This window comes from Bacillus sp. CH_48, assembly GCF_038008465.1.
In the GTDB taxonomy this organism is placed as follows: domain Bacteria; phylum Bacillota; class Bacilli; order Bacillales; family Bacillaceae_G; genus Bacillus_A; species Bacillus_A thuringiensis_S.
This window is the reverse complement of record NZ_JBBOZF010000001.1, coordinates 1,922,625-1,937,370: the sequence shown is the minus strand read 5'-3', so window position 1 is coordinate 1,937,370 and position 14,746 is coordinate 1,922,625. Positions and strand designations below refer to the sequence as shown.

The window sequence follows — 14,746 nt, the reverse complement described above, 5'->3', positions numbered from 1 at the left end:
AAATTACTATCAAGTATTCATTTAAATGAAAAAAGAGCACACATGGTGTGCCCTTTTCAAGAAATATTACTTTTCTAGAATATCTTCTAGTAACTTCACTTGCTCGCTAACAGTATGTAACGTCTTCACCGATATATCATTTCGATGTTTTTCTTCTTCCACACTCGCTAGCACTTCTTCTGTAGCTGTAGAAGTTTGCTGAATTACGTTAGAAGCATGCGTAACATCCTTTACAATATTCGTCGTTTTAACTTGGAAACTTTCTTGATGAATAACAACCTCTCGCATTACTTTATTAATCGCATCAATAAACTTCCCTAAATCAGTTACGTTTGTTAAAACGCTTGCTAACATTTCGTTACACTCTTCTTGTACTCTTTCTGACTTCTCTACCTGCACTTCTACCTTACTTGCTTGATTACTAAACTCCTTCAAAATCCCTTGAATTCTTCCCGCAGAATGATTTGATTCTTCAGCAAGCTTTAACACTTCACTCGCTACAATAGCAAAACCTTTTCCATGCTCACCTGCCCTCGCAGCTTCAATATTTGCATTTAAAGCTAGCAAACTCGTCTGACTTGAAATATTCGTTATTACATCTACAATTTCATTAATTTGTTTCGATTGCATCATTAAATCTCTAAATATAATTCCAGACTGTGAAACAACATCATTTAAACTTCTCATGTTAGCTTCAAAATTTCTTAAAGTATGTACACTACCTTTTGAAATGTCTAAACTTTCATCCACACGAGCCGATGCAGTTCTTACTTGAGAGATGATTTGTTCAATATTTCCCTCCATATCATTCAATACCTCTACCGAACGGTACATCATCTCTGATTGTGATTGCGTACCAACTGCTACCTCTTCAAAGGCAAAATTAATTTCACTCATCGATTCCATCGACGTGTTCATATTTTGCCTTAAATGATTGAAATTACTATCTAGTTTCACAACTGTTTCTTCAATAAGCCTTTGCGTCTCTTCTAGCTCCTGAGCTTTTCTCATTACTTCTTGCTTCTCATCACTTAAACGAAGGAGCAGATTAGAACCGATTTTCGTGACGCCCCACATAGCAATTGTTACAATCGCTAACAAACTTGCAAAATTAGCAGCTTCAGACGAGGCTGTATAAGCAAAAAATTGCTTCGGCCAATAGCTACAAAGAATAAATGTGATTACAACAGCTACCCCGCCAAGAATTAAAATGAGGCGCTCACTTAAGTAAATAAGTGAAACAGCTAATGTAAAATAAACCATTTGAAATACAGCCGGGCTTTCATTAAAAGCTTGTACCATGATGTAAGACATGGTAAGCAACATAAATGTCATGATATATTTATACGCTGATTCCATACTTTTTATAAAAGTAAAAAGCGTTCCAAATGCAACGACAGAAATACCACAAATCCAAAACGCTATTGCTCTCTCTGTAAAAATATATCCATAATACCCAATCGCGATTATCCCAAGGCAGAAACTACAAATCGTTATAAACAGTAATAAATGATTTTTCTGTGATTCTTTCTCAAGGTTAGAAAAACAAGTCCTCTTTAACCACTCCATATGAAGCCCCACCTTCTACTTATACATATCAATTACTTCAGTTTAAATACCGCACTCACTGGGTTATGATCGCTATTTTCAAACTTTAAATCTTTCCCTTGTACATTTACAATCTCTACATTCGGTGAAACGATAAAGCCATCAATAATAGTGACGAAATTTTCACCTTCTACATATTTCTTTACATCATCTCTCACAGTCATAACAGACGGATCTACAGCCCACTTAAAGCCACCGTCCGTAAAATCCTTCGGTAACTCTACTAACCACTCAGGACGCTCTTTCACAAACTTCGGATCACTTAATTGAGCGTTCGAAACTAATTGATTCCAATCTCCGCCCATTATTACGTAATCACCATTTTCATAATGCTTGTTCATATATTCTTTTAAATACTCTACTTGCTGTTTTCTAATTTTCCCGCCTTCATCATAAGCAGACAAATGTAGATTTACGAGTCTAACATGTTTCCCATTATTAACAGGAATTTTATATTCCACAATTGCTCGATCTAAATCAAACAAACGCTTTGGCCAAGGCTCCATTCCAGGCAGCTGGAACCTCTTCGCTTCTTGAACAGTGTATTTAGAAAACGTACTTAATCCAGCCTCCGCATATCCCATTGGATTTGTTATTGGCACTGGAACCCATTTCGTATCGTAGTTCTTGCCAAATGACGAAACATAATCAGGTAATCCTTTTTTCAAAAATTCATGTCCATTTACATCAAATGAACGAAGTGACTTTATATCAACTTCTTGTAATAGCGCAAAATCACTATTCTCATTTTGTAAAAACGAAAGCATATTCTTTAAATTAATTTCCGTTTGCTCTTTACTACTTGAACCAGATCCCTTTCCACCATCCATAAAGAAATCTTGATCCTTATCTAACCCAGCATATCCAATATTAAATGTTGTAACTTTAAATTCATTTCCAGTCGCTAATACGCGCTCCTTATTATTCTCCACCTTCAAGCTTATAACATCAGCAGGCTGTTCTTTAGTAAGTGTCATATACGCTAGAAATCCTCCTACAATGCCCGCTAATACTAAAACACATATAAATACGATTTTTAAAAATTTCTTCAAATAAATGACTCCTTTTCACGCGAATTTATTTTTCTTTATTTTCAGTCAAATAAAATAAAACGACACACATAAGAAACATTTTATCATAATTAAAACTGTATATCACTATATTTAGTTGATAAGTAATCGATCTCATTTTAATTACTAAAAAACCTTCAAACATCAAAAAAAGAAAAGTTACACCCACCTCCTCACTAGAAATTAAACGGTATATTTAGTACACTATATGTAATAATCAGAGGCGATGGAGTTCGCCATAACTGCTGCTTAGCTAATGACTCCTACCAGTATAACTACTGGTAGGAGTCTATTTTTTTGAGCAAGCTATTTAAAGAGGTGAAGAAATTGATTTATATTATCGTTGGCATAGCCGGTATATTAGGAGCCCTTTCTCGCTATTATTTAGGTCTTACTATTCATACTTCATGGAATCATTCATTTCCGCTAGCTACATTGCTCATCAACTTACTCGGCTGCTTCCTATTAGCGTGGCTAACTACCTATATCGCTCGGCGAAACATCTTACCATTAGAAATTATCACAGGCATTGGGACTGGATTCATTGGTTCCTTTACGACGTTTTCAACATTTAGTGTAGAAACTGTGCAACTAATCAATCATTCTGAATGGGATACGGCTTTCTTATATGTATCATGCAGCATACTTGGTGGTCTCATTATGTCTGGTCTTGGCTATACACTAGGTGATTTCTTAATTAAGAAACATCTTACGGAAGGTGATCACTTATGATAGAAGCTTTATTAGTGGCAACAGGTGGATTTTTCGGCGCGATTACACGATTTGCAATTAGCAATTGGTTTAAGAAAAGAAATAAAACACAATTTCCAATTGCTACATTCCTTATTAATATAACAGGGGCATTTTTACTTGGATATATAATTGGCAACGGAGTCACTACAGACTGGCAACTATTATTAGGTACTGGATTTATGGGCGCATTCACTACATTTTCTACGCTTAAATTAGAATCTGTTCAGCTTCTCAATCGTAAAAAACTGTACATCTTCCTTTTATATTTAAGTGCTACTTACATAATTGGTATCGCCTTTGCCTTCCTTGGAATGAAGCTAGGCGGAATATAAAAAAAGCGACTCTAACCAGTCGCTTTCTTTCATAAGAAGTATGTCCCGCCATATGGAATGGAAAATAAACCAGCTGGATGTACATCGTAATGTACAATTTGCATCGGAAGTTGTGAATACGGCATATACTGACTTTGCATCATTTGTGCAAAATATGCTTGTTGTTGCATTTGAATAGCCTGATTCACAGCATGAATTGTCCCTTGTGCCCCAGCCAGCGTAATAGCTGCTCCTACTTGTCTACCATTATAAAAATAATGATTCATCATGATTCATCTCACTTATTCTTTTTCTTCCATATGGTATGTTTCTATTTCATAGTGAGTGTTTTGTCCCTATTGGTAGCTCCTATCTATTGCCCTTTTTCAGCTTTGAAGTAATAAATCCAAATAGTAATACACCAATACCACTAAGGAACAATACATAACTTATCGGTACTAGGAAAAAGAAAGGTTCTTCAAGGAATCCATCCGCTCCTATTTTACTGTTTGAAGCATGTATAGTTAAAGAAATAATCGCTAAAATCATTAAAGAAATAGCTACTACGTATTTATTTTTCATTTCACATTCTCCTCTACTCATGTAATTCTCCTTAGATCGTTAACATCATATTATCTAAAACAACATTAACAGTCAATAATTATTTATTGTTTAACAATAAATAATTATTGACTAAACTAATAACAAAAAGGTTTACGAAGCATCTTAAATCACTTCGCAAACCTTCTAAATCATAAATATTTACACTTCAAACCTCTTGCTTAATACAACATACATTGCGCAAAATAGCACGAATATCCCAGCATAAATTAATAAAATCTCTACACTAAACATATCCGACAATGGACCAAATATTATTATTCCTAAAGGAAGCGCGCATGAATTCGCAATTTGTACAAGGCTAAAAATCCGCCCGTGCATCGATGGTTCTACTTTCTCCTGCAATAACACAGTAACTGGTGTATTGAAGCACGGCATTGTTATACCAATTAAAAAATTAAATACTAAATACATAGTAAATATCGGTGCTATTCCGAGTCCAATCATAAGCAGTCCATATAATGCACAAGCTAGCGCTGTTGTATGCATACGATTACGAAAACCACCCCACGCCGCAATCAATACGCCACCAGCTGCCGCACCCGCACTAAAGGTCATCTCACTCGCAGTAAGTCTCCACATTTCGGCCCCGAAAGAACGAGTTACCATTAAAGGCGTTAAAAAAGCAGCTGGACTTATTAAAATCATGACGATAATCAATAAAAGGATTAGCCTTTTAATAAATACATTTTCTTTTAAATAAGAGAACCCTTCTTTAATTCCTTGTAGATTAGATTTTTGCTTACTCTCTACATTCACATGTCCTTCGACCTGAATAACAAACATAATACTAATTCCAAACATGGCTGTAATAACATCAATAAAAAATGTTGTTTCAATGCTGGCAATAGAAAGAATCGCCGCACTTGCTGCTGGAGAAAGAAACATAATTAAAGATGTAATACTGCTATTTATTCCATTTACTTTCATCAGATACTCTTTCGGAACGATTTGCGGAATTAATGCATTCACAGCTGGCGTTTGTACTCCTGTTCCAGCTGAACGAATGAGTAACACAATAAAAAGTAACCAAATACTTTTATATCCTGTTAAAAATAAAATTGCTAAAACTAACGTCGCAATCGCTATAATCCCGTCCGATAACATAATCATCTTTTTACGGTCATAACGATCAACCCAAACACCTGCAAACAAAGATATCGCAATTTGTGGTAGAAAACCGCAAACAGTTGAAATAGTCAACATCACTCCTGATGATGTTGTAAGGGTGATATACCATATAATCGCGTATTGCACGAGAGAGGAACCGAACAACGAAATAGTTTGAGCGGTCAAAAATAATATAATTTTCGTTTTCCAATTGTTTTCACTCATATGTTTCACACCCCCTTAACTAATCCTGTCTCTATATCAAAGATGCTATCTGCCCAATCAAGATAAAAACTTGCTTCGTGAGATACGAGTATAATGCTGCCCTTAAACTGAATTAGCGCCTTTTGCAAAGCTTCCTTCGCTTCTGCATCTAAATGATTTGTCGGCTCATCTAAAATTAAGAAGTTACAAGGTGATAGTAATAATCCGCACAGTTTCACCTTCGATTGTTCACCACCACTTAACGTACGAATTTCTTGCGAAACGTGCGTATCCTTCACACCACACGCAGCTAAATGATGGCGTATTTCCTTCATATTCAGTTTAGGAAACTGTTCTGAAATAATTTGAAGCGGCGTTAAAGAATCATTGCTCCAATTTAAATCTTGCTCATAATATCCAATGTTTATTTGCTCTGAAAAGTGAAACTCTCCAGAAATGCTAGCAATATTTCCAACGACTGTTTTTAATAAAGTAGATTTCCCTACTCCATTGAACCCTGTAATAACAAGTTTTTGCCCACCCATCACTGAAAAATTCAATTTTGGTAAGAGAGCGAAATCGTAACCAACTTCAAGGTTATTTACTTCAAGAACTGTCTGAACTGAAATGGGAAGTTCCTGAAAATGAATAGACGGTTTATGAGTAAAACTTGGTGGCGCAATTCTTTCCATACGCTCCAATTGTTTTCTACGACCTTGCGCTATTTTTGAATTCACCCCAGCAATATTTCTACGAATATACTCTTCCGTTTTTTCAATTTTCTTTCGCTGTGCATAATATTGGCGAATATAATCTTTTCGCAAATGCTCCTTTTGTCTTACAAAATCTGAGTATTTTCCGTAATACTTCTTAACCGTTCCGAACTCTACATCACATATGCAAGAAGTTACCTTTTCCAGAAAATCAAAATCATGTGATACGACAATAAACGCTCCTTCAAAATTCATTAAATAATTAGCAAGCCACTCCACATGCTCCTTATCGAGAAAATTCGTCGGTTCATCTAGTAATAAAATAGTAGGCTCTTCTAATAAAAGCTTTGCTAAAATTACCTTTGCACGCTGCCCTCCGCTTAATTCACCAATAACACGATCCATCCCAATCGCATCAATACCTAAACCGGCTGCCACCTTATTTATTACGCTGTCTACTGAATAAAAATCACGAGCCTCAAGCTGCTCTTGCATTTCAGCTGCTTTTAGTAGTTGATTCTCATCTCCAGTCATCGCACTTTCTTCATATAACTTGTTCATTCTCTTTTCCATTTCATACAAATCATAAAAGGCTCTCTTTACATATTGTGAAATGGTATAACCCTCATCAATTTCTGCGTATTGATCAAGATGTCCAATTTGAATATTGGGTTGCCACTTTATGTCTCCCTTATCAGAAATAATTTCTCCCACCAATATTTTCATTAATGTGCTTTTCCCTGCACCATTCTGTCCAACAATTCCCATATGCTCGCCTTTATGCAAATCAAAAGAAGCATTTTCGTATAATACTTTATCAATAAAACTATGTGATAAACTTTCAACTTTAAGTAAACTCATTTTTATTCCTCTTTTCCTGAAATTAAAAAAAGCAGAGAGATAGCGTCATTCGACACTAGCCCTCTGCTTCGTGGTTTTTCCTATACTACTCCAATTTACAGTAAATACTCATCGGAATAATATACACAAAGGGCCATAGACAAAGCATTGTCTATGGCCCCTTAATCTATTTTATACATCAACTGAAAAACCATAACCAAATAAGCATAGATAAACTATACTTTTTTAGAAAAGTTATTCAGTCGATGAATATAGGGATTTATGCCCCTTGATTAAGCTCCGTACAACGCTTCACCGTATACATTTGTGCGGAGCAAAGTTTTCTAATGAGTTTTACAAATTTTATATAAAGCATGTTCTGCACCTTCCTTAATACTTAAAAGGGATTTTAGCATACAGTTTTACGAAGCGTCAACATTACCTCCAAATCATTCAACTACTTATTTTTAAAATATTCCTTCTGAAACATACACATTCTTATCGCATTATGATAGTTACCATCAACGAAAAACTCGTCTAAAAGCTCGCCTTCCACTATAAATCCAACCTTTTTATACACATGGACTGCTTTCTCATTTTCTTTATCCACAACTAAATAAATCTTATGCATATTTAATACAGAAAAAGCGTAATCCATCGCTAAACGCGTCGCCTCTGCTGCATAACCATATCCTTGATAATTTGGATCAATAATAATTTGGAATTCTGTTCTACGATGAATATAATCGATTTCTACTAACTCAACTAATCCAACCATCTCATTGTCTTTCTCAACGATAAATCGGCGTTCGCTTTGATCATGTATATGTTTATCGTATAAGTCTTGCAGCTCCACAAATGCCTCATACGGCTCTTCAAACCAATACGACATAATATGGGCATTATTATTCAGTTCGTGTACAAACTTTAAATCTTCTCGTTCTAATGGACGTAACTTCAATTCCTGATTCATTCCTATAACCTCCAAGTAAAAGAAACCTCTTCACTTAATTTCTCAATTTTTTTCGATTTCAAACGCCTTAATTTCATTGTAAACTTTCAAGCAACTTGAAGGTCAAGATGTAAAAACTAATGTAAAAATATTATGCCGAAATTTATAACTAATTAATAAAGAATGTAGGTATTTACAGTAACTTAACGAAAAAAGAACAGTCTTTTTGCTTTCCAAAAAGCTCATTAAGATAAAATAAAATTATAAATATATCATCGTTAAAAATTAAGAAAAGGAGCTGAATCTATGAGAATACAATATAGAAAATATGCGTTATCTGTAATCTCATTAGCCTTATTTACTCTTATTGGTTGTACTAATAATGAGCAAAAAAACGATAAAAACGAGACATATACTTTTGAGGCTTCCAAAAAACGTGGTGATATTATTGAGAAAAACGATGAAGTTTATAACATAGAGAAATTAGATACTTTCGTAAAAAACTATAATTCAAATAAAGACGATTCAGTTAGAATTACTAAATTTAATAACAAGAACGAGCCTATTATTATTGATTTAACTGTAAAAAAAGAAAAGGAATCTACCTCCGTCTATTATGATGTCGACTACACAAAAACAAATGAGAAACATAATGAAAACCAAGAGATACAATATTCGAATACTACATGTCAAAAGATAAAGAAAGATATTGAAGACAACAAAGTAACTTATAAATTAGAATGTCCTGACACTATTCATTTGATTACAGCCCCAAAATCATAGGGTGGAAAATTCCACATAAAAAAGTAGTGCAAACTTACGTCTGCACTACTACTCTTTTCTCAAATCTCTCATATTCGATATGTATAAAGCAATAACTAAAACAAGAATTGCTCCTGCGTATAATAACGTCTCCATCGGTTCCTCATGAGACACAATAATCAACCGAATTAAAGCCGTAATTCCGATATAAATAAAATAACGTAACGGGAAATGATAATTCGATTTAAAATACTTAATAATTAATGCAATGAACTCGAAGTATAAGAAATAGACGATGATACTTTCAACCAATTTATAAGACGTATACTCTTTTGACGAAAAAATATACTGCACAAACGTGATCGTCTCATTCACTAAGAAAATCGATAACACAATGGATAATATAATTAAAGCTATATTTAATATCCATTGCAAAATACTAGCTATAACATGATCGATATTAAACGACTTCATTTTATCTTTAAACTCCCCTTCGTATAAGTACTTATTTATTATAGCAAAATTACGATTGGAAAGAAGTTAAATCATATATTCGTCCTTTGTTGTTGCCAATATAGGCCAGATTTAGTGTGTGGAGAATTCTGTTTACAACCATACCTGACGAAACATGGAGAAACCCTTTCAAATTACCGTTCGTACATGTCGTACTAATGAGCAATGCATAATCTCGTATAGCACCCTCATGTGCCACTTTTGAAAAATCTTTACAACTTGTACAACGCCACCCCTTCTTAACTTTAACCATTGGAATAACTAAGCATTTCTCACATTGTACTCCATTTAGCAACTCCTCTTTTTCTATTTTATATTGCTCAAGTATATTTTGTTGAAGTGGAGAATGCTCTGCTATTATTTGATGAATGAGCCTATCTACATTATCTATAACTTTTTTCTTATATTTACTTTCAAACTACTTTATTTTATGAGGTAGATTTGCACTATGAATAATTGTATGAAGAAGATTGTCATCTGAAGATTTTATAATGGTACGAGGCGAGCTAATAACAACGAGGGACTCGATTGGAAGACTAGAAGAAAATCCATGTAAGCTTAACCATTTTTTAAGTTGTATTTCCTGCCTTTTTATTTGTAAAACAGGGTCTGGAAATCCCTCTGAATTTCCTTCTGTTATTCGGATAAGTTGATTAAACTTTGTATCAAATATTAATGTACCTGCTATATTTTTTATCTCAAGAAACAGAAGAAACTTTGTGGAAATGATAATAGTATCAATTTGAAAGTATTGATCATGATTAGATAAGCGAACATCATGTAAAACACTGTACTCTTTCTCAGAAATAAAACTAAGTGGATAATCAATCGCTTGCTCCCCTTTATACCCCGCCATGTGTTTTGCCAAGTTTTCTCCAATTATATTTCGTTTCGGATGATATACAGGTAACCTTCTAAGAAGCGCTTCTAACTGTCTTATATAAATCGGTATTTTTCTTTCTTTCACAATCACCTCAAACACCCCTTTACAAATATATCAACGATTTTTTCAATATATCTATCACAACTAGCAATATATCAACGATTTTTCCAATATATCTATCATAACTCACAATATATCAACGATTTTTCTAATATATCGATCGGTCGACAATATCCGACACTACCTCACTTCAATCACTCACAGCATATCCTAGAAAAACATCTTCAGCAAAAACTTAAAATCGCATTTCCTCATAAAAAAAACCATAACCCGATCCTCCAGCAAAGTTATGGTTTTTATCCTACAACGCCACTCTACCTATAACTTTGCCGTGAATTCCACAAAATCCATTTGTGCCTATACCAACTTTCACCTTTTTCACAATGAAACTATATACGTTAAAATCGTTTCATAACGCTATTACTTCCGCATACCTACACTTTATATAATAACGGTACAGTACAAACAACGTACTGTACAAATATATGTGGGGGGATTAACTATGAACGAAGCGTTACTATTAGTCGACATACAAAATGATTACTTTGAAGGTGGCAATATGGAATTACATCAACCTGAAAAAGCCGCACAAAAAGCGAAAGAAGTTTTGAGAGTATTTCGCGAAAAGCATAAAACAGTTATTCACGTACAACATATTGCGAACAATGAAGGGGCTACTTTCTTCTTACCCGATACAATAGGTGTTCAAATTTATGATGATGTACAACCAATTGCTAACGAAAGAGTCATTCAAAAACATCACCCTAACAGTTTTTTAAGAACAAATTTATTAGAAACATTAAAGACAGAGAAAATAGACCAACTAGTCATTTGCGGTATGATGACTCATGTATGTATTGATGCAACAGTACGCGCTGCCAGTGACTTCGGATTTCAATGTATTGTAATTGAAGATGCTTGTACAACAAAAGATTTAGAATTTCAAGGAAATCTAATCCCCGCAGTACACGCTCATCAATCGTTCATGAGTGCATTAGAGTTTGGTGATATTTATGCAACAGTCATGTCAGCAAACTGTTTTATAAACAAGAGCAAATAAAAAATTACAGTTCAAAAAAAAGAAAGGATAAGTATCTTATTCTTTCTTTTTTTCCATTGTCTTAATGACAGTATTTATACGATAATCACCATAATGTAAAACATCTGCAAGAGTCTCTTCTAATTGCTGATGCGAAGATGTGTGAAGAGTCATGACATAGCACCCATCGCCGCTTATACGATACATTTCAGTAATTACGTCCGTTTTTTCAAAAAATTTTTGAATTTGATTATGATAGTGCGGTGCATGCAAAAATAGTGTAACAAAGGTCATAATAGATCCTTCTAGCTTAGCCCTATCGATATTTATCGTATATTTTTGAATGACACCTGCCTCTTCTAATTTATGAATTCGTTTCCCGACAGCCTGACCAGTCAAATGTACTATCTCCCCAATTTCCTTCCAGTTCATTCTAGCGTTTTCTTGTAGTAATTGTATAATCTTAAAATCTGTTGAATCAAACATGGACATCCCCTTCCTATACGAAACGAATTCTATAAAATCTTCATTTCCCCTACAGTTTAGCTCGAAAATTTTGCAATACAATCGATTGGCTCCATTAGGAATTACATTATTGTTAGCGACTTTCCTTCTTCATTACAATGTATTTGTTGGATTACTCGTAGGCACTACAACAAGCTAGCGATTTTTTATAAATATGAACATTTTTTAGGAATTAGTTTATCTTTTTTTAATGTTTTATTTAGAGGCAGTTTATAGTCGGGTATTAACATAAGGAATGTAGCAACTAAGTTCATATATGACGCACTGCTACTATAATCGCAAACCGTACTACTTAAAATCATAAAATAAGGAGACGATAAAACATGAACAAAAAAACAAAAGCACTATCATCCGTACTGCTCGGATTCACATTAGCATTAACAGGGTGTGCTGGTACTAAAGCTGAAGAAAATCATAGTAAACAAAAACAAGAACAAGTTGCTAAAGAAACAAAAAAGGAAAATAAATTAACTAAAGGGCAAAAAATGGCTAATATTCTTAGCAAGACAAATTGGCAAGGTACACGAGTGTATGACAAAGATAAGAATGACTTAACAAAAGAGAATGCAAACTTCATTGGTCTTGCAAAATATGATGCGAAGTCAGGCAGATATGAATTTTTTGATGCTAAAACAGGTGCAAGTCGTGGCGATAAAGGAACTTTCTTTGTCACAAATGATGGGAAGAAGAGAATATTAATTTCAGAATCAATGAAGTATCAAGCTGTCGTTGACATGACAAAACTAAATAAAAATGTATTTACTTATAAACGAATGGGGAAAGACGCTAACGGTAAAGATGTAGAAGTTTTCGTTGAACATGTTCCATATAAAGAAAAAGAACTTTCTTTCACTGATCCGGACAAGCAGCTGAACACGACTACAGGAGATATTGTTAAAAATGTTGATGGAGATAAAATTTTAGGCGGTACCCTTTGGCACGGAACAAAGGTATTAGACGAAGCTGGTAACGATGTAACACAATTTAATTCGAATTTTATAAGTCTAGCAAAATTTGATGACAAATCTAATAAATATGAGTTCTTCAATAGCGAAACAGGTCAAAGCCGCGGTGATTATGGCTACTTCGATGTTGTACATGAAAATAAAATAAGAGCCCATGTTTCAATTGGAAATAATAAATATGGTGCTGCTCTTGAACTTACTGAACTAAATAAGAATAAATTTACGTATAAAAGAACTGGTAAAGACCAAGCTGGTAAGGATATAACTATATTCGTTGAACATGAACCTTATAAAGGGGATATGAAACCACAATTTAGCTTTTAAAAACGTTTAATTAAAGATCCTGTACTGAGTTGCAAGATCTTTCTTAAGACAAAATCATTTATGATTCTCTTGAAAGAAATCGTCTCATATCCCCCCTCAACACTTCAGCTTAATTGTTGAATATAACAACTTTAAAAAGCCTTACTACACATAAATTGTAGTAAGGCTCTGACTATTTAAGATAAACATTAAACGACTTCATTATCTCTATACAAATAAAGTTTAGCAAATAATGTTACTATCTCCTCCAAAGAAAAGAAACCTTATTTCAACTTTCCTATTGATAAGTTAACACGGTAGTTCCCGTATTTTAATAGTCGTCCTAGAAAGTTATCTAAGTCTTCGTTGGAAGCAAAATGTGTTTTTAATAAATAACACCCCTCACCACTTATACGGTGTACTTCAGAAATCCCTTCTTCTCCTTGAAAGAAATTCATAAACTCTTGGTGATTAGCCGTTGTTACGAACAAAGTAACAAATGCAGTCACTACTTGTCCTAATTTGATTCGGTTTATTGCAATTGTATACTGTTCAATAATCCCTAAATCCTCTAATCTTCGAATTCGATTTCCTACAGCTTGCCCCGTCATATGTATTTTTTGGCCAAGTTCTTTCCATTGTATTCTTGAGTTTTCTCCTAATAATTTCAGTATCTCAAAATCTGTTTGATCAATGATATAAACCAATCCTTTCACCGTGAAAGTAGAAAGCCCGAAAGTGTTTCGCCAACTTATTCTGCTTATCGATACAATTCACTATACTTAGTTTATCCTCTTACATCACATTATTTATCAGCTATATTTACTTATAACACAGAGGACACAACAAAAAAATACATCTAGATTTAAAGGAGGTTACAAATATGTTATTACAAGAAATTCTATCGTTCAATGAACATTTTGTAGAAAATAAGGAATACGCTCCTCGTGAAGCGACAAAAATGCCTAAAAAACGTATGGTTGTTGTTTCTTGCATGGATGCTCGTTTAATTGAGCTACTTCCAAAAGCTTTAGATATACACGATGGTGATGCAAAGGTTATCAGAAATGCAGGTGGTAAAATTGCTTCTGCTTTCGATAGTGTTATGCAAAGTGTTGTAGCATCAGTATACGATTTAAATGCAGATGAAATCTTCCTTATTGGACATCATAGATGTGGCGCGAGCCAAACGAATCCAAAAGGAACACTTCAAAAAATATTAGATCGCGGAGTAGCTTCATCAGAAATTTTATCAGCAATTGAATATGCTGGTATTGACCTTGAAAAATGGTTATTCGGATTCGATGATGTTTGCGACTCAACGCAAGCTAATGTTGATTTAGTAAGAAATCATCCACTTATCCCAAAAGATGTTCCTGTACATGGTTTAGTTATTGACCCTCACACAGGTAAATTAGATGTAGTGGTTGATGGATATAAAGCGTTAAATAGTAAAACAAAATAATAATTATCACGTATATGAAGGGAAGTTATGAGATATGAAAAAACAAGTA

Annotated in this window: 16 protein-coding genes, 1 pseudogene and 1 riboswitch; of the genes and pseudogenes, 6 read left to right on the top strand and 11 right to left on the bottom strand. The window is 34.0% G+C overall.

What is annotated here, in order from left to right:
- Window positions 1-66: 66 nt before the first annotated feature.
- Both N2V92_RS09515 and N2V92_RS09510 read right to left on the bottom strand, forming a co-directional pair.
- Window positions 67-1,569, bottom strand: a complete 1,503-nt coding sequence (locus N2V92_RS09515) for a DUF4077 domain-containing protein (RefSeq protein WP_000455073.1) — start codon at window positions 1,567-1,569, stop codon at window positions 67-69.
- Between the two features lie 32 nt (window positions 1,570-1,601).
- Window positions 1,602-2,660, bottom strand: coding sequence for an endonuclease/exonuclease/phosphatase family protein (locus N2V92_RS09510; RefSeq protein ID WP_000714043.1), 1,059 nt, complete (start codon window positions 2,658-2,660; stop codon window positions 1,602-1,604).
- A 231-nt stretch (window positions 2,661-2,891) separates the two neighbouring features.
- Window positions 2,892-2,951: riboswitch (Fluoride riboswitch) on the top strand.
- 54 nt (window positions 2,952-3,005) lie between these two features.
- Between N2V92_RS09510 and crcB (N2V92_RS09505) the strand changes: the two genes are divergently transcribed.
- The gene (crcB, locus tag N2V92_RS09505; protein WP_000639338.1) at window positions 3,006-3,410 is read left to right on the top strand and encodes a fluoride efflux transporter CrcB; all 405 of its coding nucleotides are present in this window, start codon (window positions 3,006-3,008) and stop codon (window positions 3,408-3,410) included.
- On the top strand, window positions 3,407-3,763 hold the full coding sequence (gene crcB / locus N2V92_RS09500; protein ID WP_000568577.1) for a fluoride efflux transporter CrcB: 357 nt from the start codon (window positions 3,407-3,409) through the stop codon (window positions 3,761-3,763). Before crcB (N2V92_RS09505) ends, crcB (N2V92_RS09500) begins: the two co-directional genes overlap by 4 nt.
- A 29-nt stretch (window positions 3,764-3,792) precedes the next feature.
- Here the strand turns inward: crcB (N2V92_RS09500) and N2V92_RS09495 are convergent, their stop codons facing one another.
- The 5 genes from N2V92_RS09495 to speG all read right to left on the bottom strand — a co-directional run bounded on the left by N2V92_RS09495 (window position 3,793) and on the right by speG (window position 8,203).
- The gene (locus N2V92_RS09495) at window positions 3,793-4,032 is read right to left on the bottom strand and encodes a DUF3947 family protein (RefSeq protein ID WP_000980956.1); all 240 of its coding nucleotides are present in this window, start codon (window positions 4,030-4,032) and stop codon (window positions 3,793-3,795) included.
- Between the two features lie 79 nt (window positions 4,033-4,111).
- Complete coding sequence (locus tag N2V92_RS09490; RefSeq protein WP_000086300.1) at window positions 4,112-4,345, bottom strand: DUF3955 domain-containing protein; 234 nt, start codon at window positions 4,343-4,345, stop codon at window positions 4,112-4,114.
- A gap of 159 nt (window positions 4,346-4,504) precedes the next feature.
- The gene (locus tag N2V92_RS09485; RefSeq protein WP_001293768.1) at window positions 4,505-5,698 is read right to left on the bottom strand and encodes an MFS transporter; all 1,194 of its coding nucleotides are present in this window, start codon (window positions 5,696-5,698) and stop codon (window positions 4,505-4,507) included.
- Between the two features lie 5 nt (window positions 5,699-5,703).
- Window positions 5,704-7,251, bottom strand: coding sequence for a ribosomal protection-like ABC-F family protein (abc-f, locus tag N2V92_RS09480; RefSeq protein ID WP_042596467.1), 1,548 nt, complete (start codon window positions 7,249-7,251; stop codon window positions 5,704-5,706).
- A 436-nt stretch (window positions 7,252-7,687) separates the two neighbouring features.
- The gene (gene speG, locus N2V92_RS09475) at window positions 7,688-8,203 is read right to left on the bottom strand and encodes a spermidine N1-acetyltransferase (protein WP_001071085.1); all 516 of its coding nucleotides are present in this window, start codon (window positions 8,201-8,203) and stop codon (window positions 7,688-7,690) included.
- Between the two features lie 285 nt (window positions 8,204-8,488).
- Here speG and N2V92_RS09470 point away from each other — a divergent pair, with 285 nt between their 5' ends.
- Window positions 8,489-8,965: a DUF4362 domain-containing protein gene (locus N2V92_RS09470; RefSeq protein WP_001222628.1), complete on the top strand. Its 477-nt coding sequence runs from the start codon at window positions 8,489-8,491 to the stop codon at window positions 8,963-8,965.
- Window positions 8,966-9,013: 48 nt separating this feature from the next.
- Here the strand turns inward: N2V92_RS09470 and psiE are convergent, their stop codons facing one another.
- Together psiE and N2V92_RS09460 are read right to left on the bottom strand one after the other, a co-directional pair.
- Window positions 9,014-9,418 (bottom strand): phosphate-starvation-inducible protein PsiE, encoded by a 405-nt coding sequence (psiE, locus tag N2V92_RS09465; protein WP_000834707.1) that lies wholly within the window; start codon window positions 9,416-9,418, stop codon window positions 9,014-9,016.
- Between the two features lie 49 nt (window positions 9,419-9,467).
- Window positions 9,468-10,424 (bottom strand): annotated as a pseudogene (locus tag N2V92_RS09460) (nuclease-related domain-containing protein).
- A 478-nt stretch (window positions 10,425-10,902) separates the two neighbouring features.
- On the opposite strand from N2V92_RS09460, the gene N2V92_RS09455 reads away from it, so the two are divergent.
- On the top strand, window positions 10,903-11,460 hold the full coding sequence (locus N2V92_RS09455; RefSeq protein WP_042596469.1) for a cysteine hydrolase family protein: 558 nt from the start codon (window positions 10,903-10,905) through the stop codon (window positions 11,458-11,460).
- A gap of 36 nt (window positions 11,461-11,496) precedes the next feature.
- On the opposite strand, the gene N2V92_RS09450 is transcribed toward N2V92_RS09455, so the two are convergent.
- A complete protein-coding gene (locus N2V92_RS09450; RefSeq protein ID WP_000460471.1) occupies window positions 11,497-11,925 on the bottom strand; it encodes an Lrp/AsnC family transcriptional regulator in 429 nt (142 codons plus the stop codon).
- A gap of 362 nt (window positions 11,926-12,287) precedes the next feature.
- Here N2V92_RS09450 and N2V92_RS09445 point away from each other — a divergent pair, with 362 nt between their 5' ends.
- Window positions 12,288-13,253: a DUF4822 domain-containing protein gene (locus tag N2V92_RS09445; RefSeq protein WP_042596471.1), complete on the top strand. Its 966-nt coding sequence runs from the start codon at window positions 12,288-12,290 to the stop codon at window positions 13,251-13,253.
- A gap of 263 nt (window positions 13,254-13,516) precedes the next feature.
- Here the strand turns inward: N2V92_RS09445 and N2V92_RS09440 are convergent, their stop codons facing one another.
- Window positions 13,517-13,948, bottom strand: coding sequence for an Lrp/AsnC family transcriptional regulator (locus N2V92_RS09440; protein ID WP_002008929.1), 432 nt, complete (start codon window positions 13,946-13,948; stop codon window positions 13,517-13,519).
- 167 nt (window positions 13,949-14,115) lie between these two features.
- Between N2V92_RS09440 and N2V92_RS09435 the strand changes: the two genes are divergently transcribed.
- Window positions 14,116-14,697, top strand: a complete 582-nt coding sequence (locus N2V92_RS09435; RefSeq protein ID WP_000926482.1) for a beta-class carbonic anhydrase — start codon at window positions 14,116-14,118, stop codon at window positions 14,695-14,697.
- The last annotated feature ends 49 nt before the right edge of the window (window positions 14,698-14,746 follow it).